Consider the following 26,829-nt stretch of genomic DNA (forward strand, 5'->3'; position numbering starts at 1 on the left):
TTGCAGTTGCTGGACAACAGGAAGAAGTACCTTTACTTTTTCATATTTTCTCGCCATAATAATACCCCCTGATGTAGTACTTCCATTTTCCTACATCAGGGGGCGTTTTGTCTATTGTCCGTTTTTACTGGTTCAGTTCAGCAGAGAGGGGGCGCTTGTTGTGTGTCATCTGTTCGGAGCATCACCCGAAGATCTCCTGTGCGTAGTGGACCGACTCCATGGCATCGGCGGCATACCGGTCGGCCCCGATGCTGTCGGCGTAGTCCTGGGTGATGACTGCGCCGCCTACCACCACCTTGCAGGGCAGCCCGGCCTCCCGCAGCTGGCGGATGGTCTCTGCCATGTAGGGGGCGGTGGTGGTCATAAGGGCGGACAAGCCCACCAGCGGGATCTTCCGTTGGCGCACCGTCTCCACAATGGTCTCGGGCGCCACGTCCTTGCCCAGGTCCAGCACCCGAAACCGATAGCTCTCCAGCAGAACCTTCACGATATTTTTTCCGATGTCGTGGATGTCCCCCTTCACCGTCGCCAGGACGATCTGGGGTTCTCCTGTGCTCTCTCCGGCAGGAAGGTAGTCTTTCAGCACCTGGAAGGCTGCCTTGGCGGCCTCCGCGCTCATAAGCAGCTGGAGCAGGAACAGGGTCCCCTGCTCAAAGCCTTTGCCCACCTGGTCCAGGGCGGGCACCAACTCGCCGTTGATGATGTCCAGGATGTCCCGGCCGCCTTCCGCCAGATCCCGGGCGGTGTGGGCCGCTGCTTCCTTGAGGCCCTTGCACACGCTCTGCTGTAAGGAGAGGGTCTCTCCCGCCGCCGGCGCAGCCGCCGGAGCCTGCGCCTCCTCCTGGAAGGCCGCCATGTAGTCCTGGCACTGGCTGTCCAGCCCCCGCAGGGCCCGATACGCCCGGTAAGCGCCCATCATGCCCCCGCTCATGGGGTTCATGATGGCACCGTCCAGCCCTGCCTGCAGGGCCATGGTGAAAAAGCTCACGTTGAGCTGGTCCCGCTTGGGCAGGCCAAAGGAGACGTTGGAGACGCCCAGGGCGGTCTTGACCCCCAGCTCCTCTTTCACCCGGCGCAGGGTCTCCAGGGTGACGTTGGCGTTCTCGCCCCCGGCGCTCACCGGCATGGTGAGTCCGTCCACCAGCAGCTCCCGCCGGGGAATACCCAAGGCCTCTGCCCGGGCCACGATCTTCCGGGCAATGGCCACCCGGCCCTCAGCGTCTCCGGGGATGCCGTCGTCGTCCAGGGTGAGGCACACCAGGCCGCCGCCGTACTTTTTCACCAGGGGCAGGATGGCCTCCAGGCTTTCCTCTTTGCCGTTCACCGAGTTCACCAGGGGCTTGCCATTGTACCGGCGCAGGGCCACTTCCATGGCCTTGGGATTGGATGTGTCCAGCTGCAGCGGCAGGCCGGTCACTTCCTGGATGGCCTCCATGGTCTTGGTGAGTACTGCCGGTTCATCCAGCCCGGGCAGGCCTACGTTCACGTCCAGAATGTGGGCGCCGGCCTCCTCCTGCTTCAACGCTTCCCCCAGCACATAACCGGTGTCCCCCTCTCGAAGGGCCGCCTGCAACTTCTTTTTGCCTGTGGGGTTGATGCGCTCCCCGATGATCACCAGGTCCTTCCCGTCCAGGGAAACGGTCTGGCAATAGGAGGTCACCAGCAGGGTATCCTTCCAGGTCACCTCCGGCAGGGGCACCTCCCGGGTGGTCTCGATCAGGGCTTGCAGATGGGCAGGGGTGGTGCCGCAGCACCCGCCCATCACCGTGGCCATGGGGGCCAGAGGGGCCATCTGCTGGGCATACTCCTGGGGGCTTACGTCGTACACCGCCTTGCCTCCCTCGCTGCGGGGCAGACCCGCGTTGGGCTGCAAGAGCAGCGGCGTGGAGGATGCCTCCCACATAGCCTGGAAGACCCCGGCCATCTCCTTAGGGCCCAGACCGCAGTTGATGCCCAGGACATCCACGCCCAGACCTTCCAGCAGGGCCACGGCTCCCTGGGGGGAGCCGCCGGTGAGGAGCTTTCCGCTGCCGTCAAAAATCAGGCTGGCCAGCACCGGCAGGTCGCAGCTCTCCTTGGCTGCCACCACCGCTGCTTTCATTTCGTACAGATCGCTCATGGTCTCGATGAGAATGGCATCCGCCCCCGCCCGGGCCGCTGCCCGGATGGTCTCGGAAAAGAGGGAGACCGCCTCCTCAAAGTCCAGGTCGCCGTAGGGTTTCAGCAAACGGCCGGTGGGGCCGATGTCTCCGCAGACATAGGCGTCGGTGACCCCCGCCGCCTCCATGGCGGCCCGGACGTTCTGCACCGCTGCGGTCACCACCTCCGCCGGGCTCACCCCGTAGGGGAGAAGCTTCTGACGGCTGCTGCCAAAGGTGTTGGTGGTGAGCAGGCGGCAGCCTGCCTCCAGGTAAGCCTGATGGATCTGCTGCACCGCCTGGGGATTTTTCAGGTTCCAGATATCCGGCAGCATCCCTTCCGGCAGGCCCGCTGCCTGAAGCATACTGCCAAACCCTCCGTCCAGGTACAGCCGCTTTTCTCGAATGGCTTCCAACAATGGTCTCATACCGTTTCTCCCCTCTCTCTTTTCCCCGCCGTCTCCGACGGGTCTGTCATCCGAAAGACACAGTCTTTCTTTTTGCATCGCATACATTTCTGCCCGCAGGCCTCTTCCGGCCGGTCGCTGATCCCAACCACCGCCGTCACTGACTTCTCCGGCACCAGCATCCCACCCTCTGTGAGGGTGAGACCCATGCGCCGGGGGGCGTCCAGCAGGGTCAGCAGGTCCCCCTGCACCGAAAGGCTCCAGTCCCCGTAGCCCGGGCTGAAGGGCGGGGTCAGGTAGGCCCCCGGCTCCAGGGTCCGGGCCAGGTCCCGGCAGTAGTCCGCGCACAGGTCATCCAGCCAGACCGCGCAGCAGGCCTGGCCCACCGCCGCCTTGGCCATATCCAGGGCGGCCCAGCGCCGCAGGAGCCGGTCGGCTTCCGCCCCCAGGGTCACCCCATACACGTATCCTTCCACGCAGTGGCGAAGGTGGAAGGACAGGTCCCGGCTCTCCCCCGGAAGGAAAGAAAGGGGCAGCCGCCGCCCCAGAATCCGGGGGGCTACCGCCCCAAAGAGCGCCTCCTCGCAGGCGGCGGCCAGAGCCGCCACCTCCGGCAGAAGAGGGGCACTCCCATATCCAAGATAGCGGGCGATCTCCCGCCGGTCCAGGTTCATCCCCGGCCCAGCACCTTGGAGAGATTTTCTGCCAAGCCTGTCGCCACATCAGGCTTGTTCATGGTGTACACGTGAACGCCCCGCACCCCGTTGGCCACCAGATCCACGATCTGCTCGGCGGCATACACGATGCCCGCCTGCTTCATGGCGTCCGGCCGGTCCCGGAACTTGTCCAGGATCATGCGGAACCGGTTGGGCAGGGTGGTGCCCGACAGAGCCAGGATGCGCTTCATCTGGGCCGCGTTGGTCACCGGCATGATGCCCGCCAGCACCGGCACGGTGATGCCCATCTGCTGGGACCGGTACAGGAAGCTGTAGAGGGTGCTGTTGTCAAAAAACATCTGGGTCTCACCAGAAAGTCCACCCCGCAGTCCACCTTTTCTTTCAGGTGGCGCAGGTCCTCTGCCTGGCTGGGGCACTCCACGTGTCCCTCCGGGTAGCAGGCGGCCCCCACGGAAAAGCCGCCATAGGCCTGGATCTCCTTCACCAGGTCCTGGGCGTACTGATAGTCCCGGGGGGCGGCGGGGTCATACCCCTCCGGGTAGTCCCCCCGCAGCGCCAGGACGTTTTCGATCCCTGCTTCCCGCAGATGGTCCAGCTCCTTCCGGATCTTCTCCCGGTCGGAAGAGACGCAGGTCAGGTGGGCCAGGGCAGTGACCCCGTGGTTCTGTACCGTCCGGGCGATCTCCGCTGTAAAGAGGGAGGTGCCCCCTCCGGCGCCATAGGTCACGCTCATAAAGTCGGGCTTTAAGGCGGCGATCTCTTCCACCGCAGAACGCACCGACGCAAAATCACTGTCTTTTTTGGGTGGGAAGGCTTCAAAGGAGAGGGTGACCTCCTTTTCCTTCCATAAGTTCTTTAATTGCATGGGGATTCCTCCTCTCCCCTTTGCCCACAGATTCAGGCTCTGTCAGCCAGGGAAGCGTTGTTTTCCCGGGTCTCGGTCTCTCTGGCTGCCAGGCGGATGCCCGCCAGGGCAATGGCGCAGACGAACCAGAAGATCAGCATCACCCGGGGGTAGTTCCAGGGATAGTCCGCAATGCCGCAGACCATGGTACCCATAACGCCGCACACCCCGCCGATGATGGCCAGCCGGACCTGAGGACTGCACGTGGCCCGGGCCACCGCCCTGGCCCCCTGCTTGAAGGTCCAGAAGATGCCGCCCACAAAGGAAAGGAGGCCCACCAGGCCGGTCTCGCACCAGACCTGGAGGTAGATATCATGGCAATGGACGAACTTGTCCTTGCCGTGGAACAGGTTCAGGTCTGCGATGGCAGAGCGCACCGCGTCAGACCCCAGGCCCGCCCCCAGGACAGGACGCTGCTGGAGCAGCTCTCCCGCCGCCCGGTACAGCGGGAACCGGCTGATGGTGGACGAGTCCGAGGTATTGAATATCGTTAGGATGCGGTGGAACACCGTATCCGGCAGCATGGCAAGTCCTGCCAGGCCCACCAGAATGGCCGCCGGGATGAGCCAGCGCTTCCACAGCACCACAAAGAGGAAGGCCGCAAAGGCCAGGCCCACAAAGCAGGCCCGGGAATAGGTCATGGCCATGGCCATACAGCCGGTCACCGTGCCCAAAAGGCCCACGAACCGGCCGGTCCACCCCCGGCTGCACAGGAGCAGCACCACCGCAATGGGGATGAGCATCAGCAGCACTTCGGCAAAGGCGTTGGGGTTTTCATAGAAGGCGTACACACGGCCGGGCATACCTTCGTTCAGGTCTTCGTCAATGTAGGCCAGGTTCACCTCAATGCCCTGGATCCGCTGGAAAATACCCGCAGCGGACATAACGATGAGGGCGCCTGTCGCCCAGGTCATGAGGCGCATGAGCTGATCCCGGTGCTCCACGGTGCTCACGATCACCAGCACGCACAGCATACAGGCCACATGGTAGAACAGGAAGCGCAAAGACTGGGAGGGATAGGCCGACAGAGGCCAGGACACCGTGACCATGGCCGCAAAGGCCACCAGCCAGGGGCCCACAGCGACCAGATCCAGCCGATAGTCCTTTTTCCGCATTCCGGCAAAGACTGCCAGCACGGCGCAGGCTACAAAGCCCATGAGGCCATAGGCGTTGTTCCACTGCTCGTAGGGGATCACCATCACCGCCAGCATGAGCCAGGCCACGGCAATGGGGGTCTGCTCCACAGCAGAGAAGGCCAGCTGGGCAAAGAAACTGTTTTCAAACACCGCCTGGAACCGGTCATAGAGCAGTTGCAGCAGACGGGTAGGGAGATTGATGAGGAACATGAGCAGGCGGCAGAGCCCGCTGTCCTTCCAGGCGCGGGAGAGGACCCCCTCCCGGGTGAGGAACTGGATCAGCCCGCTGCCGGAGCAGGCCCGGCTCCACCCCGCGGCGATGCCCCGCAGGACACGGGCCACCAGAAGGCTGTATTCATACCGCGCCCGGAGCCAGAGCCATAAGGGCGCCAGCAGACGGCAGAGGACGCTGCTTTGCACAACTTCCACAGGCAGTCACTCCTTTCGTGGTCTTTGGTTGGGGAATGGCCGGGGATCATCCCCGGTTTTTCATCCGGTACAGCAGGGCCAGCAGCCGGAACTGCTTTCTGCGCACCAGGTTGGCCACCATCTGTTTGTTGCGGCCCATCCCCTGGGGATGGATGGCCCGAATGGCCGCCGCCATCTCCGGCCGGGCGCAGATCTCCTGCACCCTCCGGCGTTTCTCTCTCATAGAGGCAGGGTTGCTGGCGGCGAACTCGTTGCCGATGGCGATGAGAAGCCCCGACCAGTTGGAGTTTTCCCGCCACAAAGGCAGGTTCTCTCCCAGGCCATAGCGGGCGGCCACTTTCTCCTTGGCCTCCATGAACTGACGGAAGGTGTCCAGATAATCCGGCAGGTACCGCCGGGTCACCGAAACGGGATTCTGAAGGTAATAATACACGGATTCATCCACCATGACCAGTTTCTGCGCGCAGCAGAAGTACTCCAGCAGGAAGAGCTCGTCCTCCAGATAGGCCCCGGAAAAGGTCAGGCCATGGGTCTGGATCAGTTCCCGGGAGAAGAGGAAGCGCCACACAAAGCCGTTGAGCACCTGGCCCGGCTGGCCCAGGCGCTCCCCCAGCAGGCGGTCAACGATCCCCCGGCGGATGGCCTCCGGGCCATAGACCCCTTTGGGCATGGCGCCGGCCTCTACCAGGCTGCGGCCGTCCATCTCCACCTTCCGGTGGGAGCCGCCGGCACTGTCCGCCCCCTCTCGGGTCAGGGCGGCGTGCAGCAGCTCCATGGCGTCCGGCGGGAGCCAGTCGTCCGCGTCGGCAAAGGCCAGGTAGGTCCCCCGGGCCTGGGCCATGCCCAGGTTCCGGGCAGAGCTCACCCCGCCGTTTTCCTTATGGAACACCCGGACGCGGCTGTCCTCCCGGGCGATCTGGTCGCACAGGGCGCCGCTGCCGTCCGGGGAACCATCCTCCACCAGCAGCAGTTCCAGGTCGGAAAAGGTCTGGCTGAGGATGGACTCGGTACACTTACGCAGAAAGGCCTCGGCCCGGTACACCGGGACAATGACCGATATCTCCGGCATTTTTGCTCCTTTCCCGGCTCACTGGCAGGCAGCCTTCAGCTGCTCTGCCCGGTCGGTCTTCTCCCAGAGGACGCCCAGATCCTCCCGGCCCATGTGGCCGTAGGCAGCCAGGTTCCGATAGATGGGCTTCTGCAGGTCCAGGTCACGAATGATGGCTGTGGGCCGCAGGTCGAAGGTCTTGCGCACGGCCTTTTCCAGGGTCTCGTCGGACACGGTCCCGGTGCCGAAGGTCTCTACCAGGATGGAAACGGGCTGGGCAACGCCGATGGCGTAAGCCAGCTGGATCTGGCACCGCTTGGCAAGGCCGGCAGCCACCACGGTCTTTGCCACCCAGCGGGCAGCGTAAGCAGCAGAACGGTCCACCTTGGTGGGGTCCTTGCCGGAGAAAGCGCCGCCGCCGTGGGGAGCGGAACCGCCGTACGTATCCACAATGATCTTCCGTCCGGTGAGGCCGGTGTCACCCTGAGGGCCGCCGATGACAAACCGGCCGGTGGGGTTCACGTAGATCTTGGTGTTCTCATCCATGAGATTCTGGGGCACGGTGGGCTTGATGACCAGTTCGATCATATCCTTGCGGATCTGCTCCAGAGACACATCAGGGCTGTGCTGGGTGGAGAGGACCACCGTGTCCACCCGGACAGGCTGGTTCTGCTCGTCGTACTCTACGGTAACCTGGGTCTTGCCGTCGGGACGCAGATAGGAAACGGTGCCGTCCTTCCGCACCTGGGTCAGGCGCTTTGCCATCTTATGGGCCATGGAAATGGCCAGGGGCATGAGCTCCGGGGTCTCGTCGCAGGCATAACCGAACATCATGCCCTGGTCTCCGGCGCCGTTGTCCAGGGCGCTGTCGCCGCCTTCCTTGGCTTCCAGAGACTGGTCCACGCCCATGGCGATGTCTGCGCTCTGCTCATCAATGTTGGTGATGATGCCGCAGGTGTCGCAGTCAAAGCCGTACTTGGCCCGGTCATAGCCGATCTCCCGGATCACTCTCCGGGCGATCTTGGGAATATCCACGTAGCAGTGGGTGCTGATCTCCCCCATAATGTGGATGAGGCCGGTGGATGCGGTGGTTTCGCAGGCGACGCGGCCCAGGGGATCTTTCTCCAGAATGGCGTCCAGAACGGCGTCAGAGATCTGGTCGCAGATCTTATCGGGATGTCCTTCAGTAACGGACTCAGAGGTAAAAAATCTGTGGCTCATGGTGTGTAATTCCTCCTTCGATCAATTCTATCTTTCCATCATGTCGAGATGGTGTAAGCAAGGTACGCTCAGCCCTCGGTGGACCAGCTGTTCAGGTAGGCCTCCTGGTCCGGGGTGAGGGTGTCAATGGCCAGCCTCAGGGCGGCCAGCTTGGCCCGGCCGATCTCGTCGTCAATGCTCTCGGGGATGGCATAGACCTTCTTCTCCAGGCCGGTCTGCTTGGTCAGCCACTCTGCGGCCAGAGCCTGGACCGCAAAGGACATATCCATGATCTCCGCCGGGTGGCCATTGCCGGCAGCCAGGTTCACCAGCCGTCCCTCGGCCAGCACGTTCAGGGTGCGGCCGTCGGGCAGGGTGTAGCCCACAATATTATCCCGGCGCAGCGCGCTCTCCTTGGCCATGGCCTGCAGCTCTGCCACAGCCACCTCGCAGTCAAAGTGACCGGCGTTGGCCAGCAGGGCGTTGTTCTTCATCTTTTCAAAGTGACGGCCTACAATGACGTCCTTGCAGCCGGTCACGGTGACGAACACATCCCCCAGAGGGGCAGCTTCGTCCATGGGCATCACCCGGAACCCGTTCATGGTGGCGTCCAGGGCCTTGAAGGGGTCGATCTCTGTGACGATCACGTTGGCGCCCATACCGGCCGCCCGCATGGCCACGCCCTTGCCGCACCAGCCGTATCCAGCCACTACCACGGTCTTGCCTGCCACCACCAGGTTGGTGGTGTACATGATGCCGTCCCAGGCGGACTGGCCGGTGCCGTACTTATTATCATAGTAGTGCTTGGCCTTGGCGTCGTTCACCGCCATCATGGGGCAGGGCAGGATGCCCTCCTTCTCCCGGGCCTTCAGCCGGAGAATGCCCGTGGTGGTCTCTTCGCAGCCGCCGATGAGGCAGTCTGCATACTCCTTGCACTTGCCCCCCAGCAGGTCGATCAGGTCCCCGCCGTCGTCAATGACGATATGGGGGTGGCACTTCAGGGTCTCCATCAGGTGCTCCTCATACTCCTGGGCGCTGGCGCCGTGGATGCCGAAGGTCTCTACCCCCATGGAGGCCAGGCCTGCGGCCACGTCGTCCTGGGTGGACAGGGGGTTGGAACCGGTCAGGTAGACCTGGGCCCCGCCTCTGGACAGGACATACCCCAGGTTGGCGGTTTTGGCCTCCAGATGGACCGACACCGCCACCCGCAGGCCCTTGAAGGGCTGCTCCTTCTCAAACCGGGCTTCGATCTGGGACAGGGCGGGCATAAAGTCCCGTACCCACTGGATCTTCCGTCTCCCGGCGGGAGCCAGGGACATATCTTTCACAATACTCATGGTTTTGTTCCTCATTCTTTCTGAAACTACCGCCTGCTTTCCGCAGGGGGATAAACGGTCCATACGCACCGTGCCATTTCTATGGATCTGCAAAGAAAAAAGGCTCCCCACAGGAAGCCTTGTCGCAAACCGCGGCGCCTCCTTATCGCTGTTAGCCGAACCACCTTGCCGCCCGGGCAGGTTGGTGTGGGGTCATGGAGCTAACTCTCTCGCCCACTCTCGATAATGCGCTCCTATTCACTTTACGCGGAACCGTTTCAAAACAGTACAAGGATTATACGCCCTCTTCGTCAAAAACGCAAGCCCTTTTCCCCCCTTTCCCCCGAAACTTTTTGGAGTCCGCCTGGAATGTTCACAGATTATTGTAGACTTCCCCCTGGAAAACGGGTATAATACTGTGTAATTCTTTACTCAACCCTATGAAGGAGGTCGTTTCTTTGCATGCCCTGCAACAGTGGCTGGATCGCTTCTGCTACAAACACCCCCGTCTGAGCATCCCCGGTCTCATGCGTTACATCGTCATCGGGAATGTCCTGGTCTATCTCCTGGATATGTTCAGCTTGGGCAATGTACCCATTGCCTCCAGCCTTCTCAGCTTCAATGCCAACGCCATCCTCAGCGGACAGGTCTGGCGGCTCATCACCTTTGTCTTTGTTCCCTACTCCAGCCGGTATATCCTTTTCTTTGCTCTCACCCTCTATTGCTACTACTTTATCGGCAACGCCCTGGAACGGGAATGGGGCTCCAGCAAGTTCACCATTTTCTATGGGTTCGGCGTCCTTCTTAATATCCTGATCGGATTCGTGGTGGGCTACACCTCTATGTTCTATGTGAACATGTCCATGTTCTTTGCCTTCGCCACCCTCTACCCCGACCTTCAGCTCCTCCTCTTCTTCATCATCCCCGTGAAGGCCAAGTGGCTGGCCTGGATCGACGGCGCCTACTTTGCCATCGCAGTGATTCGGTATCTGCTGGCTGGTCACTTCCTTCTGGCTCTTATCCCCATCGTGGCCGTACTCAACTATCTGCTCTTCTTTGCCTCTGGCATTGGCTCTCAGCTCTCTTACTGGAAGCGGAAAGCCCAGTTCCGGGCCGGGGCACAGCAGTCCAAACGGCAGAGCGGCCCCAAAGTGGTCAACTTCCACGACGCCAAGACCCAGACCAAGCAGGCCTATCTGCACAAGTGCGCCGTCTGCGGCAAGACCGACGTCTCCGACCCCCAGATGGAGTTCCGCTACTGCTCCCGGTGCAACGGCTACTACTGCTACTGCGCCGACCATATCAACAGCCACATTCATATCCAGTAAGGAGGCTCCTGTATGACCGACCAAGCCCTGGTGGAGCTGGCCTTCTCCATGCTGGAGAAAGCTTACGTTCCCTACTCTCACTTTCCCGTGGGCGCCGCCCTGGAGGGGGAAGACGGTACCATCTACACCGGCTGCAACGTGGAAAACGCTGCCTACGGCTCCTGTATCTGTGCCGAGCGCACCGCTCTGGTGAAAGCGGTCAGCGAAGGCTGCCGCGCCTTCCGCCGCCTGGCCGTGGTGGGCAACAGCGCCGACTACTGCTGGCCCTGCGGCTCCTGCCGGCAGATGCTGTATGAGTTTGCACCCGACCTGGAAGTGCTGGTAGCCCGGAAGGATCACGCCTTTGTGAAGTATCCCCTCCGCCAGCTGCTGCCCCACGGCTTCGGCCCCAGTTCTCTGGACTAAAAAACCAGTCTCCGCCAACCAATTGGCGGAGACTGGTTTTCTTTTTTGCTGATCAAGCGTTACCCTGGACCCGGCGCTCCACATGGTCCTCCCGGAAGAAGAGGGTGATACACCAGATGGCTGCCAGGCAGATGAGGATATACACCAGACGGCTGACACCGCTGGCAGAGCCGCCAAAGAGGGCCGCCACGATGTCCAGGCCGAAAATCCCGATACTGCCCCAGTTCAGGCCGCCGATGACGATGAGCGCCAGGGCGATTCTGTCCATTACCTTCATTGGAAACCTCCTGGAACCGCAGGGACGCGGTTCGTTGGATTTTCGAAGCCCGGCAAGAGGCTGCGCCCCTTTCCGGTCTCCGGAAGGTAGTATGTGCAGAGAGGCAGCAGGAAACCCCCGGAAATCTTTGCCTCCCTCAGTCGGTTTTCTCTTGCTTGGAAAACAGGGTCCAGGGCTCGGTCTCCGGCGGGGACAGACGAAACTCCATAGGCTCGCCGGTCTCAGGATGGGTAAAGGCCAGCCGGCTGGACCACAGGGCGATCTGCCACTCTTTGGGGTCGGGGTACTTGCTGTACTTCCGGTCCCCGGCCAGGGGCATCCCCCGGGATGAAAACTGCGCCCGGATCTGATGGGTCCGGCCGGTCTCCAGCCGGATCTCTACCAGAGAAAATCCCTGGGTGTTGTCCAGCAGACGATAATGGAGGATGGCCTGCTGAATCCCCTTCCCGGGGAGTTTGGCTACGTAGGTCTTCCGGGTCTTTTCGTTCCGGCCCAGCAGGTCGATGAAGGTGCCCTCGTCGTACTGGGGCCGCCAGTGGACCACCGCCTGGTACTCCTTGGCAAAGGTATCCTCCCGGATCTGACGGGAGAGGTCCGAGGCCGCAGGCCCCGTGAGGCCATAGACCATAAGGCCGCCCACCACCTGGTCCAGCCGGTGGACCGCCCGCACCTTGGCGTGGGGCTGGCCGATGGCCTCCCGGATCAGGTCGGGCATTCCGCCCGGCTCGTCCGTGGACAGCACCCGGAAGGGTTTGACGCAAACAACGATGGAATCATCCTGATAAACAATGGTAAGCATAGTTCTCTTCCTTATGATTGGGCTCCGGCTTCTACCCGGGCCTTTCTTGTGGACAGCACGTTATAGGCCATGACACTGACAAAGACCACAACGCCTCCTACGATGGACAGACCGGTGATGGTCTCCCCCAGCACCAACGCCACCAGCAGAGGGTTAAGTACTGGCTCGATGCCGGTCACCAGGGCATGGGTAATCCGATCACTGCGCCCATGGCCTGGCCCAATAAAGCAGAAAACAGCGGATCCCCGCCGGGCAGCTTATTGAGCATAAACACCCCGGCATAGCCTACGCCGGACAAAACCGCCAATGCGTTTCCCAAAAAAGTACCTGTATTCAGGCTGTCCAAAAAGAAGCAGGCGATTCCTCCAAAGACCAGCAGGCAGGTCACCACATCCAGCCTTTTTGGCGTTTCCCGGAAAAACAGCCACAGGAAAAGGATCACGAACGCCGGCGCGGTGAACTGGAGCAGGATCGCATTGGCCGCCGTGGTCAGCTTGTTGGCCATGGTATAAAAGGTGGTGGTGGCGCACATAAAGCACGCACCTGCAAACACCCCCGGCGTGAGACGCAGGGGGTGTTTGGTTCCTTTGGCGAACAGCAGCGCCGCCCCGAAGATCAGGGCCAGCCCTTTTTTCTCCTGCACCTGCGCCGCCCCTTTCTGCTTAGACCTGATCCAGCGCCTGGGCCAGGTCGGCGATGATGTCCTCCGGGTCCTCAATACCCACAGACAGGCGGATCAGGTCGGGAGACACGCCGGCGGCCTCCAGCTCTGCGTCAGACAGCTGCCGGTGGGTGGAGGAGGCGGGATGGAGCACGCAGGTCTTGGCATCTGCCACGTGGGTGGCGATGGAAGCCAGCTTCAGCCCGGCCATGAAGGTCTCGGCTGCGGCACGGCCGCCCTTGACGCCAAAGGTCACCACGCCGCAGGTGCCCTCGGGCATATACTTTTTGGCCAGGTCGTAGTACTTGTCTCCTTCCAGATCGGGGTAGTTCACCCAGGCGATCTTGGGATGGTTCTTGGCAAACTGAGCCACCTTCAGACCGTTGGAGCGGTGGCGGGGCATCCGCAGATGGAGGGTCTCCAGACCCACGTTCAGCAGATAGGCGTTCATGGGCGCAGGGCTTGCGCCGAAGTCACGCATGAGCTGCACCACCGCCTTGGTGATATAAGCGCCGCCCAGGCCAAACCGCTCGGTATACACCAGGCCGTGATAGCTCTCATCGGGGGTGCACAGGCCGGGGTACTTTTCGGCGTGCCGGGTCCAGTCGAAGTTGCCGCTGTCCACAATGGCGCCGCCCACGCAGTTGGCGTGGCCGTCCATATACTTGGTGGTGGAGTGGGTGACGATGTCTGCCCCCCACTGGAAGGGACGGCATCCCACCGGGGTGGCAAAGGTGTTGTCAATGATGAGGGGCACCCCGTGGTCGTGGGCTGCCTTGGCAAAGCGCTCGATGTCCAGCACGATAAGGGCGGGGTTGGCGATGGTCTCGCCGAACACAGCCTTGGTGTTGGGACGGAAGGCGGCCTCCAGCTCCTCGTCGGTGCACTCGGGGCTCACGAAGGTGAACTCAATGCCCATCCGCTTCATAGTGACGGAAAACAGGTTGAAGGTGCCGCCGTAAATAGCAGAAGAAGCCACCACGTGGTCCCCTGCGGAGCAGATGTTAAAGACCGCAAAGAAATTGGCGGCCTGGCCGGAGGAGGTCAGCATGGCTGCTGTGCCGCCTTCCAGAGCGCAGATCTTCGCCGCCACCCGATCCGAGGTGGGGTTCTGCAAGCGGGTGTAGAAATACCCTTCTGCTTCCAGGTCAAACAAGGCGCCCATCGCCTCGCTGCTGCCATAACGGAAGGTGGTGCTCTGTACAATGGGAATGTTTCTGGGTTCTCCGCTCTCCGGCACATACCCGGCGTGGAGACAATCCGTTCCCTTCTGATAGTTGCTCATAACCTACTGTCCTCCTTTGGTTTGTTCTGACTAAACTTCTTTCCGGGAAGCAGATATCCGCCGCCCCATACAAGATGGAACATTATACTTCTTTTTTCTCCCTCTGGTCAATCCCCATTGTGGGCCGCTTCCCTTCTTTCCCTGGATTGCACAGAAAATCCCTGAAATTTCTCATTGCATTTTTCGACGTTTTTTATTATGATAAAGAACATATGCAGTCAATTTTAAACCATTCACGGCTCCCGTTTTCGATGGGTTCTCCATCTGGCGGGAGGACCGTCATTTCTTATTTTCGATTGACCCATGCAAAGAAGGGAGAGAATCAATTTTGAGCAGGCTTAGTATCACCCCTTGGGAAAATGCCCAGCGGACGGTGGACGACCTCTACGCCGATATGGAGCGCCGCATCTCCGCCGCCCCCTGCGGGAACTGTCCCGTTGAGCTCACCAGCGCCTTCCTGAAGCTCTGTCTGGCCCAGAGCTGCGGAAAGTGTGTTCCCTGCCGCATCGGCCTGGACCGGCTGTCCGCCCTGCTGGACCAGCTGCTGGACGGACACGGCAGCGAAGAAGATCTGCAGACCATCCTCCGCTCCGCCCAGGCCATCGTGGACAGCGCAGACTGCGCCATTGGCTTCGAGGCCGCCCAGATGGTCCTGGACGGTTACGTAGCCTTCCACGACGACTACCTGGCCCACGTGGCCCAGGGCAGCTGCACGGCAAACTTCAAGAGCGTCCCCTGCGTGGAGCTCTGTCCCGCCCACGTGGACGTGCCCGGCTACATCTCTCTGGTGGGAGAAGAGCGCTATGACGACACCATCCGGCTCATCCGGAAGGACAACCCCTTCCCCTCCGTCTGCGGTCTGGTGTGCGAGCACCCCTGCGAGAGCCACTGCCGCCGCTCCATCGTGGACGCACCCCTGAACATCCGCGGCATCAAGCGCTTCGCCGTAGACCACAGCGGCGATGTGCCCGCGCCCCCCTGCGCCCCCGCCTCCGGCAAAAAGGTGGCCATCATCGGCGGCGGCCCCTCCGGCCTTACTGCCGCTTACTTCCTCTCCCTGATGGGCCACAAGGTCTCTGTCTTCGAGAAAAAGCCCAAGCTGGGCGGTATGCTCCGCTACGGCATCCCCAGCTACCGTCTCCCCGGCTCCTATCTGGACCGGGATATCGAATGTATCCTCTCCACCGGCGTGGAAGCCACGGTCAACTGCACCGTGGGTAAGGACATCTCCCTGGACCAGCTCCGGGACGAGTACGACAGCGTCTACCTGGCCATCGGCGCCACCCTCCACAAGACCCTGGGTATCCCCGGGGAGAACGCCGAGGGCGTGCTCTCTGCCATCCAGATGCTGGACACCACCATCCGCTCGGTGAAGCCCGACTTCACCGGCAAGCACGTGGTGGTCGTCGGCGGCGGCAACGTGGCCATGGACGCCACCCGGACCGCCGTCCGTCTGGGCGCCGAGTCGGTCAAGTGCGTCTATCGCCGGAGGATCTCCGATATGACTGCCCTGGTGGAAGAGATCGAGGGCGCCATGGCCGAAGGCTGCGAGATCCTGCCCCTGAAGGCCCCCGTCCGCATCGAGACCAACGAGGCCGGACAGGTCACCGCCCTGGTGGTCCAGCCCCAGGTGATCGGCGAGGTGCGCGGCGGCCGTCCCGCCCCCAGAAACGCCAACCAGCCGGAAGAGCGCATCCCCTGCGATGTGGTCCTCATGGCTGTGGGCCAGGCGGTGGACTCCAAGCCCCTGGAAGCCATCGGCATCCCCCTGAACCACGGCAACATCGTCACCATGGACGACGGCAGTGTCCCCGGCCTGGAGGGTGTCTTCTCCGGCGGCGACTGCGTCTCCGGCCCCGCCACCGTCATTCTGGCCATCGAGGCCGGTAAGGTGGCCGCCGCCAGCATCGACGAGTATCTGGGCTTCCACACTGACATCTCTGCCAACCTGGAGATCCCCCCCGCTCCCTTCCGTCTGAAAAACGCCTGCGGCCGCATCGACCTCACCGAGCGGGAGGCCAGCTGGCGGAAGAACGACTTCGAACTCATGGAAAACTGCATGTCCGAGCAGGAGATGGCCCAGGAGTGCAGCCGCTGTCTGCGCTGCGACCACTACGGCCACGCCGGATTCAAAGGAGGGAGAGTGGTAAAATGGTAACCCTGACCATCGACAACAAAACCGTCACCGTCGCCGACGGCACCACCATCCTGGACGCCGCCAAGCAGCTGAACATCCACATTCCCACCCTCTGCTTCCTCAAGGACATCAACGAAGTGGCCTCCTGCCGCGTCTGCGCCGTGGAGGTGGAAGGGGTGGACAAGCTGGCCACCGCCTGCAACACCCTGGTGGAAGAGGGCATGGTGGTCCGCACCAACACCGAGCGGGTCCGTATCACAAGAAAAACCAACGTAGAGCTCATTCTCTCCCAGCACGTGGACCATTGCGTCACCTGTGTCCGCAGCGGCAACTGCTCCCTGCAGAAACTCTCCAAGGATATGAACATCCAGCACGTTCCCTTTACCAAGGCCGCTTCCGAGCGTCCCTGGGACAACGCCCTCCCCATTCTCCGGGACAGCTCCAAGTGCATCAAGTGCCTGCGCTGCGTCTCCGTGTGCGACCGGGTGCAGTCCCTGAGCGTCTGGGAGGTCACCGGCTCCGGCGCCCATACCACCATCCGTGTCCGGGGCGGCCTGGCCATGAACGCCGCCAGCTGCGCCTTCTGCGGCCAGTGCGTGGCCCACTGTCCTGTGGGCGCCCTCCGGGAGCGGGACGACACCGAGCGGGTCTTTGCCGCCCTCAACGACCCCAACAAGGAGGTCGTCTTCCAGATCGCTCCGGCGGTCCGGGCGGCCTGGGGTGAAGACCTGGGCCTCACCCCTGAGCAGGCCACCGAAAAGCGGCTGGCCGCTGCGGTCCGGGCCATGGGTGTGAAGCACGTCTTTGACACCACCTTCTCCGCCGACCTCACCATCATGGAGGAGGGCAGCGAGCTGCTGGAGCGGCTGAGCAGCGGGGACAACCACCGGATGCCCCTCTTCACCTCCTGCTGTCCCGGCTGGGTCCGCTTCCTGCTGGCAGAGTATCCCCAGCTGGCCGGGAACCTCTCCTCCGCCAAGAGTCCCCAGCAGATGTTCGGCGCAGTGGCCAAGACCTACTACGCAAAGAAACTGGGCAAGAACCCCGAAGACATCTTCTGCGTCTCCGTCATGCCCTGTATCGCCAAGAAATATGAGTGCAGTGTCCCCGAGGTGAACGACGCCGCCGCCCAGGATGTGGACGTGGTCCTCACCTCCCGGGAGCTGGACCGGATGCTCCGGGCCATGCAGATCAACGCTGCCGCCCTCCCCGAAGAGGCGTTCGATTCTCCTCTGGGCCGGGGCTCCGGCGCAGGCGTCATCTTCGGCGCCACCGGCGGCGTCATGGAAGCCGCCCTGCGCACGGCCTACTGGAAGCTCACCGGCTCCAATCCCCCGGCAGACGCCTTCCAGGAGATCCGGGGCAAGACCCCCTGGCGGGAGCGCACCTTCACCATCCAGGACACCCCCCTGCGCCTGGCGGTGGTCTCCGGTCTCTCCAACGCCCGGGCGCTCATCGAAGCCCTGCTGGCCGGTCAGGTCCACTATGACTTCGTGGAAGTCATGGCCTGCCCCGGCGGCTGCTCCGGCGGCGGCGGCCAGCCCATCCACGACGGCATCGACCTGACCCAGGAGCGCATCCAGCAGCTCTATCAGCTGGACGCAGACAGCGCCATCCGGTTCTCCCACGAGAATCCCGCCGTACTGGCCCTGTACCAGGAGTATCTGGACGCCCCCCTCTCTACCACCGCCCATCACCTCCTGCACACCAAGCAGAAAGACTGGACTTTATAACTTTATTCTCCTGCAAAAAAGCGGCAGAGAAGCCAATGCTTCTCTGCCGCTTTTTCATGTTCCGTTCTCCTCTGCCAGACCCGCCACCCAGGCGTCCTTCGCCGTGAGCCGCTGGTGGTCCCGGTAGAGCAGCTGCTCTCCTCCGGCGGTGATCTCCACCGCCTCTACGTCCTCTAACTGGGTGAGGGTGAGCACCACACTGTAGTCTGCCAGGGTCAGGGCGATCCCCGACAGACTGCCGTACCAGCTGGAAAAGTCCACGGAGAGCACGCCATTTTCCAGCTTCCAGTTCTTCAGGGTGACCCCGTTGGGAATGGTCCGGCTCAGGCCCTCCTCCTGGGGACCTTCCAGGAGACAGTCCAGCAGAAAGGCCACCGGGTCCTCTCCCTCCGGCAGCATACGGGTCTCTCCCTGAAGGACTGGCCCCTGGCCCAGCTCCTGGTTCCAGAAATAGACCTGGCAGGCTGTCCCCTGCTGGGCAGAGAGACATCCGCCCAGCAGACAGAGGGCCAGCAGGATGCCCAGGATCCCTGCGATGGATTTCATGGGTTTCATGGCTGCCCCTCCTTCCAGGCCGGCAGGGTGACGGAGAAGCAGACCCCTGCCTCCTCCCGGGCCTGCACCGAGATCTCTCCCCCGTGCAGGTGTACCGTGTCCCGCACGATGGACAGGCCCAGGCCGGTGCCGCCCGCCGCGCGGGACCGGGCTTTGTCCACCCGGTAAAACCGCTCGAAGATGCGGGGCATATCCTCCTCGGGAATGCCCACACCGGTGTCCGAAACCTCCAGACAAACGCTGTCTCCCCGGCGGAAGACCGAGACCATGACCTGGCCCCCCGGCACGTTGTACTTAATGGCATTTTCCATCAGATTCCGGAGGATCTGATTCATATCCTCCTGGCCGCAGGCGGCCAGGAGGCCGTCTTCCAGCTTGGTCTCCAGGGTGACGCCCGCCTCCTCCGCCAGGGGGCTGAGCATCCGCAGCACCTTATCCACCGCAGCCTTCATGACCACTGCCTCCTGGTTTACCTGCCGTCCTTCGTCCAGACGGTTCAGGGCCAGCAGCTCCTGGCTGATGTGGATGAGCCGGTCCGCCGCCTCTCCAATGTCGGCCACAAACTCCCGGGCCGTGTCCCGGTCGATGTTCTCGTCCTGGAGAATGGAGTCGGTCATGAGCTTAATGGAGGCCAGAGGGGTCTTTAACTCATGGGAGGCGTCGGACACAAACCGGCGGCGCTCCTCTTCCGTGCTTTGCAGCCGCCGGGTCAGCTGGTTGAACTCATCTGCCAGCTGACCCAGTTCATCGTGCCCCGCCATGGTGATCCGGTGGGTATACTCCCCCTCCCGCACCGTACGGATGCCCCCCAGCAGGGCATTCACCCGCCGGGTCAGGCCGATGGAGAACACCCCGAAGAGGGCCAGCACCGCCAGGCAGACCACCACGGAGATGAGCCGCAGATTGTGCTGCAGTTCCCGCAGGAGCAGGCCCTGGGTGCTGTTCTCCTCGTAGAGGAAGACCGCACCCACCACCGTGCTTCGGTTCATCACCGGCGAAGCCGCGCTGCTGACAAAGACCCCGTCCTGATAAAAACTGGAGAAGGCGTCGTTGCCCTGAATGGCCGAAACGATCTCCCCCGCCAGAACATACTGGCCCACCCGTTTCTCCTCCCCGGTGTCGTAGAGGGCCAGGCCCATCTCGTCCGTGACAAGGATCCGCTGGGCGTCCAGCCCGTCCAGCCCTGCTACCGCCTGCTCTACCGTCTCCGGGGTCAGTTCCTCCGCCGTGGTGAGGGTGTTGATCACCAGGGCAGCCTCGTTCTGCAGGGCGGTCTGCCGGGAGCGGAACATCAGGTTCTCCGTCATAAGAACCGGGTAGGTGTTCATGAGCACCAGCAGCGCTGCAATGATCAGGGAATAGCCCAGGGCCAGCCGGGCCTGGAGCGACCGGGCAAAGTTCCACCGAAGCCTCACCATGCCCTTATTCCCCCTTAAAATAATATCCTACGCCCCATTTGGTCCGAAGGAGCACCGGGTTGGCCGGGTCCTGCTCCACCTTTTCCCGCAAGCGGCGGATGTGGACGTCTACTGTGCGGTACTCCCCGGTGTACTCGTATCCCCACACCAGGTTCAGCAGCTGTTCCCGGCTGTACACCCGGTTGGGGTTCTTCATGAGCAGCTCCAGCAGGTCAAACTCCCGGGCGGTGAGCTCCACCGGGGTGCCGTCCTTCCAGGTGGCCCGGGAGGCTGCGTCAATGGTCAGGGGCCCTACGGTCAGCCGCTGCCCCGCTTCCTCCCGACGGACTGTGGATGCCCGACGCAGCAGGGCCTTCACCCGTGCCTTCACCTCCAGAATATTAAAAGGTTTGGTGATATAGTCGTCCGCCCCGTACTCAAAGCCCAGCAGCTTGTCCGTATCCTCGCTGCGGGCGGTGAGCATGATGATGGGCACTGTGGAAAACTCCCGGATCTGCATACAGGCCTGCAATCCGTCCACTTCCGGCATCATAAGGTCCAGCATGATAAGGTCATACTCTGTGGCCCGGGCCATCTCCACCGCCTGCCGGCCGTTGTAGCCCACGTCCACCTGGTAGCCCTCGTTTTCCAGATTGAACCGAATCCCTTTCACCATGACTTTCTCGTCGTCAACCACCAGAATCCGTGCCATAGGTTCCTCCTTCCTCCCGGGAGTCCGCCCCTACCGTCACATAGGGCCGCAGCTTCTCCAGAGTCTTGTCTCCAATGCCTTTGATCTCCAACAGCTGCTCCACCTGGGTGAAACCGCCGTTTGCCTCCCGAAACGCCACGATATCTTCCGCCCGTTTCTCTCCAATGCCGGGCAGCCGGGTCAGATCCCCCGGAGAGGCTGTATTGAGATCCAGCACCTCTCCCTCCAGCATACCCGGTGCTTCCAGCTCCGGCCGGGGCTCTGCCTGGTTCACCGCCGGCCCCGTCTCCACAAACCCGACACCCCCGGAGGGCCTGGTCACGAAAAACCAGAGCAGTGTCCCTGCCGCAAAAAGGCCGGTGAACAAAAGGACCCATCCCTCCAGAGCTGAAATTTTCCTGAATTTTCTCTTCATTGTCCCTGTCTCCCATTGCGTCTTTTGTCGGGCTTTGTTATATTATTATATATACAATGTGTATGGTTGCTCCGTCGTTCCTCCCCTCCGCAGCAGGGAGGATCTTTCCTCTATGCAACCCTTAATGACGGTATTATAACACGGGATGTGGATGTTTCCTATGAAAAAAACGTTAATTCAACTGGTTTCCCTTTGTCTGGCTCTCTCCCTGTGTGTAGGCATCCTGGCCCCCCAGGCCCAGGCTGTCACCTATGAGGGGGTCGAGCCCATCACCATCGACGCCACTGCCGCCCTGCTGGTGGACATGGACACCGGACAGGTCCTCTATGAGCAGAGCGCCGATGAGCAGCGCTACCCGGCCAGCATCACCAAGGTCATGACCGCCCTGCTCACCCTGGAAGCCATCAGCCGGGGAGAACTCGCCCTGGACACCATGGTCACCGTCCCCGCCGCTGCCCTCACCGGCCTCACCAAAGACTCCTCCACCGCCAACATCCAGGCGGGGGAGCAGATCTTCGTGAAGGACCTTCTCTACTGCCTGCTGCTGGCCTCCGCCAACGAGGCCGCCAACATCCTGGCCATGACCGTGTGCGGAGATATCCCCTCCTTCGTGGATCGCATGAACCAGCGGGCCCAGGAACTGGGCATGGAAGGGACCCACTTTATGAACCCCCACGGCCTGCATGACCCGAATCACTACACCACCGCCAACGACATCTATAAAATGTGCAAGCAGGCCATGACCCACGCCACCTTCCGGGAGATCGTCTCCACCAGCCGGTACAACACCCAGGCCACCAACCTCTCCGAGCCGCGCGTCCTGCTGAACACCAACGCCCTGCTCTCCAAGTACAAATACTACGGCTACCTCTACCCCGGTACCATCGGCATCAAGACCGGCAGTACCGGCCAGGCGGGCTACTGTCTGACTGCGGCCGCCAAAAAAGGCAGCCGCACCCTGTGCTCCGTGGTCCTGGGGGCCAAAAACCCCACCGACAATAACGGCAACGTCCAGCGGATGCAGTTCACCGAATCCAAGCGCCTGCTGGAGTGGGGCTTTACCAACTTCACCTCTGCAAAGCTCCTCAACGCCAACACCTACCTGGAAGAGATCCCCGTGCGCTTCTCTGCCCAGTCCTCCCATGTGGTCCTCCAGCCCACTCAGTCCCTGACCGCCCTGGTGCCCGGGGAGTACGACCCGGAGCGGCTGGAGCTGCGGCTCAACCTGAAGTATGAGACCGCCTCCGCCCCCATCAAAAAGGGCGATGTGCTGGGCACGGTCACCGTCATCTACGCCGGGGAAAATTACGGCACCGTGGATATGGCTGCGGTCAACGACATCCCCTTCTCCGTCTTCGTGGCCTTTGTCTCCAGCATCAACACCATCTTCGGCAACATTTACGTCCAGCTCCTCCTGCTGCTGGCCGCCGTGCTGGTGGTCATTGGCATCCTCCGGCGGCGGCAGTCCCGCCAGCACGAGGCCAAGAAAGAGGCCCGCCGCCTGCGCCAGGAAGAAAAGAGACGCCAGGCCCAGCTGCGCCACGAACGGCAGCGTCAGACCCAGCACCGAAGAGAAGTCCAGGAACGCAAAGCCAAAGAGCGCGCCCAGGAGCGGTCCCACCGCAGCCAGGAACCCTGGCGGCCCTCTGCCGACCGCACCCATCCCCCCACCGCAAAGGATGACCGGCGGGGGTCCGGTCCCTCCCGCCAAAAGTGGGACCACCGCCCCAACCGGAAGTAATCCCTGTATCCGCCCGACTGGAAATGGAGGTTTTTATGGATCAAAACTTGGTAACCCTGCAACAGTGGATCGATGAGAGCAGCAACATCGTCTTTTTCGGCGGCGCCGGGGTCTCCACCGAAAGCGGCATCCCCGACTTCCGCAGCGTAGACGGTCTCTACAACCAGACCTACGCCTATCCCCCCGAGACCATCCTCAGCGGCTCCTTCTTCGCCCAGAATCCCCAGGAGTTCTATCAGTTCTACCGGGATAAAATGCTCATTCTGGACGCCAAGCCCAACGCCGCCCACAAAAAGCTGGCTGAACTGGAGCAGGCCGGAAAGCTCAAAGCCGTGGTCACCCAGAACATCGACGGCCTCCACCAGGCCGCCGGCAGCAAGGCGGTCTATGAGCTCCACGGCTCCGTCCTGCGCAACCACTGCGTCCGCTGCAAGAAAAAGTACCCCGTCTCCTTCATCGCCGAGAGCAAAGGGGTCCCCTACTGCCCGGACTGCGGCGGCATCGTCCGCCCGGACGTGGTCCTCTACGAGGAGGGCCTGGATGCCGACGTGATCTCCGGCGCCGTCTCCGCCATCCGCAAGGCAGATATGCTCATCATCGGCGGCACCTCCCTGGTGGTCTATCCCGCTGCGGGCCTGGTGAACTACTACCGGGGTAAGAAACTGGTGCTCATCAACAAGTCCCAGACCGGCATGGACAGCATGGCCAACCTGGCCATCAACGCCCCTATCGGCCAGGTCTTCTCCCAGATCGTGGTCCGATAAGCCCCCGGAGGTCCCTGCCCTATGGATATTCAATACCACATCCTGCAAAAGTGGATCAACCAGAGCGACCGCATCGTCTTCATCTCCGGCGCCGCCTTCTCCGAGGCCGCCGGATTTCCCGACTACCGGGTGATGGACGAGACCTTTCTGGAGACCTACAAGTATCCCCCGGAAGAGATGCTCTGCCTGACCTTTTTGCAGCGCTACCCGGCCTTCTTCTACCGCTATTACCGCAACAAGATCCTGGCTCCCCTGCTGGAAGCCAGGCCCGGCGTCGCCCACGACACCCTGGTAAAGCTGGAAGAGGCCGGAAAACTCAAAGCCATTCTCACCGTGAACATTGATGGCATCCACCAGGAGGCCGGCAGCCGCAACGTGCTGGAGCTCCACGGCTCCGTCATGCGCAGCTGGTGCGCCAAGTGCGAAAAGTTCATGGACTTCTTCTATATCGCCGACAGCCCCTCCCTCATTCCCTACTGTAACGTAGATATGTGCGGAGACTACGTCCGGCCTGCCATCGTTCTGAAGGAGGAGCCCTATGACCTGGCCCTGCTGGAACAGGCCATGCAGGCCGTCCGGGAGGCAGACGTCCTCATCATCGACGGCTCCGCCCTGAAAGAATTCCCCGTCCCCAACCTTATGGCCGCCTACCAGGGGCACAAGCTGGTGCTCATGAACACCGCTCCCCTGGTCTTTGACGCCCGGGCAGGCGTGGTCATCCGGGGCGACTACAACGAGATCTTCTCCCAGCTTGAGCTGGACCTTTAACAATCAATCCCGAAGGAGGTAGGTTCCCTTGGAATACAGGATGGAACACGATACCATGGGCCAGGTGGCCGTCCCCGCCGACCGGTACTGGGGCGCCCAGACCCAACGCAGCTATGAAAACTTCCCCATCGGCCAGGAAAAAATGCCCGACGACCTGATCCGGGCCTTTGCCATTTTGAAGCAGTCCTGCGCCGCCGCCAACCACACCCTGGGCAAGCTGGATGACCGCCGCTTTTCCCTCATCCAGACCGCCTGCCAGGCCATTCTGGCCGGAAAGCTGGATGGGCACTTTCCCCTGTCCGTATGGCAGACGGGCAGCGGGACCCAAACCAACATGAACCTCAACGAGGTCATCGCCAACTATGGCAACGGGTTGGCCGGGGAGCCTCTGCTCCATCCCAACGACCATGTGAACATGTCTCAGAGCTCCAACGACACCTTCCCCACCGCCCTGCACCTGTCCGCCGCCACCGCGGTGCACACCCGCCTGCTCCCTGCCCTGGAGGAGATCCTCTCCTGCCTGCGCCGCCTGGAGGAGGAAAACAAGGACATCGTAAAAACCGGCCGGACCCACTTGCAGGACGCTGGTCCCATCACCGTCGGCCAGGAGATCAGCGGCTGGACCAGCATGATCCTCCACGCCAAGGAGATGATCCTGGCCTCCCTGGACGGGCTGTATGAACTGGCTCTGGGCGGCACCGCCGTGGGCACCGGCCTCAACGCCCCCAAGGGCTTTGACCAGGAGGCCGCCCAGGAGGCCGCCCGCCTCACCGGCCTTCCCTTCCGTCCCGCTGCCAACAAGTTCCACAGCCTCACCGCCAAGGATGCCCTGGTCTTTTCCCACGGTGCTCTGAAAGCCCTGGCTGCCAACCTCATGAAGATCGCCAACGACGTGCGCTGGCTGGCCTCCGGCCCCCGGTGCGGTCTGGGTGAGATCTTCATCCCTGAGAATGAGCCCGGCTCCTCCATTATGCCCGGTAAGGTAAACCCCACCCAGTGCGAAGCCCTCACCATGGTAGCCGTCCAGGTCATGGGCAACGACACCATCATGGGCATCGCCGCCTCTCAGGGGAACTTTGAGCTCAACGTGTACATGCCCGTCATGGCCTACAACTATTTGCAGTCGGTCCGTCTGCTGGCCGACGCCATGACCTCCTTCACCCAGCGGTGCCTTACCGGCCTCACCCCCAACCGGGAAAAAATGGCCGAAAACCTCCACCGCTCTCTCATGACCGTCACCGCTCTCACCCCCCTGGTGGGCTATGAGAACGGCGCAAAGATCGCCAAGAAAGCCCACAAGGAGAACATCTCCCTGAAAGAAGCCGCCGTCAGCCTGGGGCTCTTCACCCCCGAGGCCTTTGACGAGGCCTTCCACCCCGAAACCATGATTTAAGTACAGAAAGGACCCGATCGCCATGGACATCAGCGCCGAATCTCTGGCCTTGCACTACGACCTCAAGGGAAAGCTGGAAGTGATCTCCCGCTATCCCATCAAAACCCAGAAGGACCTCTCTCTGGCCTACACCCCCGGGGTAGCCACCCCCTGCCTGGAGATCCAAAAGGACCCCTCCAAATCCTTCTCCCTCACCCGCCGGCAGAACATGGTGGCCGTCATCACCGACGGCTCCGCTGTGCTGGGCCTGGGCAACATCGGCCCCCTGGCCGGGATGCCGGTGATGGAGGGCAAGTGCGTCCTCTTTAAAGAGTTCGCTGGAGTGGACGCCTTCCCCATCTGCGTGGACACCCAGGACGTGGACGAAATGGTCCGCACCATCGCCTTTATCTCCAAAAGCTTTGGCGGCATCAATCTGGAGGACATCTCCGCTCCCCGCTGCTTTGAGGTGGAGCGCCGGCTGAAGGAACTGTGCGATATCCCCATCTTTCACGACGACCAGCACGGCACCGCCGTGGTCATCACCGCTGCCCTCACCAACGCCCTGAAAGTGGTGGGCAAGAAGAAGGAAGACGTCACCGTGGTGATCAACGGCATCGGGGCCGCCGGCAGCGCCGCTGCCCGGCTGCTGCTGGATCTGGGCTTCTCCCACATGCTCCTGTGTGACAAAAACGGCATCCTCTGCCTGGGCGACCCCACCCTGGCCCCCCACCACGCAGAGCTGGCCGCCCGCACCAACCCGGAGCGGCGGAAAGGCTCCCTGGCAGACGCACTGGTGGACGCCGATGTGTTCATCGGCGTCTCCCGCCCCGGGGTAGTCACCGGTGAAATGGTGGAGACCATGGCTCCCAAGCCCATTATCCTGGCCATGGCCAACCCTGTACCTGAGATCATGCCCGACGTAGCCCTGGCCCACGGGGCCGCCGTGGTGGGCACCGGCCGTTCGGACTTCCCCAACCAGATCAACAACGTTCTGGTCTTCCCCGGTCTCTTCAAGGGCGCCCTCTCCTGCGGCGCAGTGCAGATCACCGAAGGGATGAAACACGCTGCCGCCCAGGCGCTGGCAGATATGGTCCCCGGCGACCGGCTCTCCTCCCAGTGCATCCTCCCCTCTCCGCTGGATCGGAGCGCTGCCCAGGCAGTGGCCGACGCCGTGGCGGAAGAGGCCCGGCGCACCGGACACGCCCGCTTCTAACCCGCTGAA

General features: G+C 62.2%; 26 protein-coding genes and 1 riboswitch. Of the genes, 9 read left to right on the forward strand and 17 right to left on the reverse strand.

Features of this window, described 5'->3' with window-relative positions:
• Nucleotides 1–181: 181 nt before the first annotated feature.
• From SOR61_RS07820 to SOR61_RS07850, 8 genes are all read right to left on the reverse strand, one after another.
• Nucleotides 182–2,566, reverse strand: coding sequence for a homocysteine S-methyltransferase family protein (locus tag SOR61_RS07820; RefSeq protein WP_320612108.1), 2,385 nt, complete (start codon nucleotides 2,564–2,566; stop codon nucleotides 182–184).
• Entirely contained in the window at nucleotides 2,563–3,219 is a 657-nt protein-coding gene (locus SOR61_RS07825; RefSeq protein ID WP_320612109.1) for a Vitamin B12 dependent methionine synthase activation subunit, read from the reverse strand. The genes SOR61_RS07820 and SOR61_RS07825 overlap by 4 nt, the downstream gene beginning before the upstream one ends.
• Nucleotides 3,216–3,560 (reverse strand): methylenetetrahydrofolate reductase, encoded by a 345-nt coding sequence (locus SOR61_RS10275; protein WP_407066522.1) that lies wholly within the window; start codon nucleotides 3,558–3,560, stop codon nucleotides 3,216–3,218. Before SOR61_RS10275 ends, SOR61_RS07825 begins: the two co-directional genes overlap by 4 nt.
• A complete protein-coding gene (locus SOR61_RS07830; RefSeq protein ID WP_407066523.1) occupies nucleotides 3,467–4,087 on the reverse strand; it encodes a methylenetetrahydrofolate reductase in 621 nt (206 codons plus the stop codon). The genes SOR61_RS10275 and SOR61_RS07830 overlap by 94 nt, the downstream gene beginning before the upstream one ends.
• Before the next feature lie 32 nt (nucleotides 4,088–4,119).
• On the reverse strand, nucleotides 4,120–5,691 hold the full coding sequence (locus SOR61_RS07835; protein WP_320612110.1) for an O-antigen ligase family protein: 1,572 nt from the start codon (nucleotides 5,689–5,691) through the stop codon (nucleotides 4,120–4,122).
• A 46-nt stretch (nucleotides 5,692–5,737) separates the two neighbouring features.
• Nucleotides 5,738–6,760 carry a glycosyltransferase gene (locus SOR61_RS07840; RefSeq protein ID WP_320612111.1) on the reverse strand — a complete coding sequence of 341 codons (1,023 nt, stop codon included), beginning with the start codon at nucleotides 6,758–6,760 and terminating at the stop codon, nucleotides 5,738–5,740.
• Nucleotides 6,761–6,778: 18 nt separating this feature from the next.
• Entirely contained in the window at nucleotides 6,779–7,960 is a 1,182-nt protein-coding gene (metK, locus tag SOR61_RS07845; protein WP_320612112.1) for a methionine adenosyltransferase, read from the reverse strand.
• 68 nt (nucleotides 7,961–8,028) lie between these two features.
• A complete protein-coding gene (locus SOR61_RS07850) occupies nucleotides 8,029–9,276 on the reverse strand; it encodes an adenosylhomocysteinase (RefSeq protein ID WP_320612113.1) in 1,248 nt (415 codons plus the stop codon).
• 139 nt (nucleotides 9,277–9,415) lie between these two features.
• A riboswitch (SAM riboswitch) is annotated at nucleotides 9,416–9,505 on the reverse strand.
• A 208-nt stretch (nucleotides 9,506–9,713) separates the two neighbouring features.
• Here SOR61_RS07850 and SOR61_RS07855 point away from each other — a divergent pair.
• Together SOR61_RS07855 and SOR61_RS07860 are read left to right on the forward strand one after the other, a co-directional pair.
• Nucleotides 9,714–10,583, forward strand: coding sequence for a hypothetical protein (locus SOR61_RS07855; RefSeq protein ID WP_320612114.1), 870 nt, complete (start codon nucleotides 9,714–9,716; stop codon nucleotides 10,581–10,583).
• A gap of 12 nt (nucleotides 10,584–10,595) precedes the next feature.
• Nucleotides 10,596–10,988 (forward strand): cytidine deaminase, encoded by a 393-nt coding sequence (locus tag SOR61_RS07860; RefSeq protein WP_320612115.1) that lies wholly within the window; start codon nucleotides 10,596–10,598, stop codon nucleotides 10,986–10,988.
• 52 nt (nucleotides 10,989–11,040) lie between these two features.
• Here the strand turns inward: SOR61_RS07860 and SOR61_RS07865 are convergent, their stop codons facing one another.
• From SOR61_RS07865 to SOR61_RS07885, 5 genes are all read right to left on the reverse strand, one after another.
• The gene (locus tag SOR61_RS07865; protein ID WP_320612116.1) at nucleotides 11,041–11,265 is read right to left on the reverse strand and encodes a DUF378 domain-containing protein; all 225 of its coding nucleotides are present in this window, start codon (nucleotides 11,263–11,265) and stop codon (nucleotides 11,041–11,043) included.
• 136 nt (nucleotides 11,266–11,401) lie between these two features.
• Nucleotides 11,402–12,064, reverse strand: coding sequence for an RluA family pseudouridine synthase (locus tag SOR61_RS07870; protein ID WP_320612117.1), 663 nt, complete (start codon nucleotides 12,062–12,064; stop codon nucleotides 11,402–11,404).
• A gap of 11 nt (nucleotides 12,065–12,075) precedes the next feature.
• Nucleotides 12,076–12,243 carry a hypothetical protein gene (locus SOR61_RS07875; protein ID WP_320612118.1) on the reverse strand — a complete coding sequence of 56 codons (168 nt, stop codon included), beginning with the start codon at nucleotides 12,241–12,243 and terminating at the stop codon, nucleotides 12,076–12,078.
• Entirely contained in the window at nucleotides 12,240–12,707 is a 468-nt protein-coding gene (locus SOR61_RS07880) for an EamA family transporter (protein ID WP_320612119.1), read from the reverse strand. The genes SOR61_RS07875 and SOR61_RS07880 overlap by 4 nt, the downstream gene beginning before the upstream one ends.
• Nucleotides 12,708–12,726: 19 nt before the next feature.
• On the reverse strand, nucleotides 12,727–14,010 hold the full coding sequence (locus SOR61_RS07885; protein ID WP_320612120.1) for a PLP-dependent transferase: 1,284 nt from the start codon (nucleotides 14,008–14,010) through the stop codon (nucleotides 12,727–12,729).
• Nucleotides 14,011–14,338: 328 nt separating this feature from the next.
• Here SOR61_RS07885 and SOR61_RS07890 point away from each other — a divergent pair, with 328 nt between their 5' ends.
• Both SOR61_RS07890 and SOR61_RS07895 read left to right on the forward strand, forming a co-directional pair.
• Nucleotides 14,339–16,168, forward strand: a complete 1,830-nt coding sequence (locus tag SOR61_RS07890) for an NAD(P)-binding protein (protein ID WP_320612121.1) — start codon at nucleotides 14,339–14,341, stop codon at nucleotides 16,166–16,168.
• Nucleotides 16,162–17,880, forward strand: coding sequence for a [FeFe] hydrogenase, group A (locus tag SOR61_RS07895; RefSeq protein WP_320612122.1), 1,719 nt, complete (start codon nucleotides 16,162–16,164; stop codon nucleotides 17,878–17,880). Before SOR61_RS07890 ends, SOR61_RS07895 begins: the two co-directional genes overlap by 7 nt.
• Nucleotides 17,881–17,934: 54 nt before the next feature.
• Here SOR61_RS07895 and SOR61_RS07900 read toward each other — a convergent pair whose 3' ends face one another.
• The 4 genes from SOR61_RS07900 to SOR61_RS07915 are packed head-to-tail and all read right to left on the reverse strand — an operon-like array spanning nucleotide 17,935 to nucleotide 20,959.
• Nucleotides 17,935–18,435 (reverse strand): GerMN domain-containing protein, encoded by a 501-nt coding sequence (locus SOR61_RS07900; protein WP_320612123.1) that lies wholly within the window; start codon nucleotides 18,433–18,435, stop codon nucleotides 17,935–17,937.
• The gene (locus SOR61_RS07905) at nucleotides 18,432–19,853 is read right to left on the reverse strand and encodes an ATP-binding protein (protein WP_320612124.1); all 1,422 of its coding nucleotides are present in this window, start codon (nucleotides 19,851–19,853) and stop codon (nucleotides 18,432–18,434) included. The genes SOR61_RS07900 and SOR61_RS07905 overlap by 4 nt, the downstream gene beginning before the upstream one ends.
• Nucleotides 19,854–19,857: 4 nt before the next feature.
• Nucleotides 19,858–20,544 carry a response regulator transcription factor gene (locus tag SOR61_RS07910; protein ID WP_320612125.1) on the reverse strand — a complete coding sequence of 229 codons (687 nt, stop codon included), beginning with the start codon at nucleotides 20,542–20,544 and terminating at the stop codon, nucleotides 19,858–19,860.
• A complete protein-coding gene (locus SOR61_RS07915; protein ID WP_320612126.1) occupies nucleotides 20,522–20,959 on the reverse strand; it encodes a helix-hairpin-helix domain-containing protein in 438 nt (145 codons plus the stop codon). Before SOR61_RS07915 ends, SOR61_RS07910 begins: the two co-directional genes overlap by 23 nt.
• 160 nt (nucleotides 20,960–21,119) lie before the next feature.
• Here SOR61_RS07915 and SOR61_RS07920 point away from each other — a divergent pair, with 160 nt between their 5' ends.
• From SOR61_RS07920 to SOR61_RS07940, 5 genes are read left to right on the forward strand one after another with little or no spacing between them, the layout of a single operon-like run.
• On the forward strand, nucleotides 21,120–22,700 hold the full coding sequence (locus SOR61_RS07920) for a serine hydrolase (RefSeq protein ID WP_320612127.1): 1,581 nt from the start codon (nucleotides 21,120–21,122) through the stop codon (nucleotides 22,698–22,700).
• 35 nt (nucleotides 22,701–22,735) lie between these two features.
• The gene (locus tag SOR61_RS07925) at nucleotides 22,736–23,464 is read left to right on the forward strand and encodes an NAD-dependent protein deacylase (RefSeq protein ID WP_320612128.1); all 729 of its coding nucleotides are present in this window, start codon (nucleotides 22,736–22,738) and stop codon (nucleotides 23,462–23,464) included.
• 21 nt (nucleotides 23,465–23,485) lie between these two features.
• Nucleotides 23,486–24,232: a Sir2 family NAD-dependent protein deacetylase gene (locus tag SOR61_RS07930; RefSeq protein WP_320612129.1), complete on the forward strand. Its 747-nt coding sequence runs from the start codon at nucleotides 23,486–23,488 to the stop codon at nucleotides 24,230–24,232.
• Between the two features lie 28 nt (nucleotides 24,233–24,260).
• Nucleotides 24,261–25,625 (forward strand): class II fumarate hydratase, encoded by a 1,365-nt coding sequence (gene fumC, locus SOR61_RS07935; RefSeq protein WP_320612130.1) that lies wholly within the window; start codon nucleotides 24,261–24,263, stop codon nucleotides 25,623–25,625.
• A gap of 22 nt (nucleotides 25,626–25,647) precedes the next feature.
• A complete protein-coding gene (locus SOR61_RS07940) occupies nucleotides 25,648–26,820 on the forward strand; it encodes an NADP-dependent malic enzyme (RefSeq protein ID WP_320612131.1) in 1,173 nt (390 codons plus the stop codon).
• The last annotated feature ends 9 nt before the right edge of the window (nucleotides 26,821–26,829 follow it).

It is taken from the genome of Evtepia sp., from assembly GCF_034090835.1.
In the GTDB taxonomy this organism is placed as follows: domain Bacteria; phylum Bacillota; class Clostridia; order Oscillospirales; family Oscillospiraceae; genus Evtepia.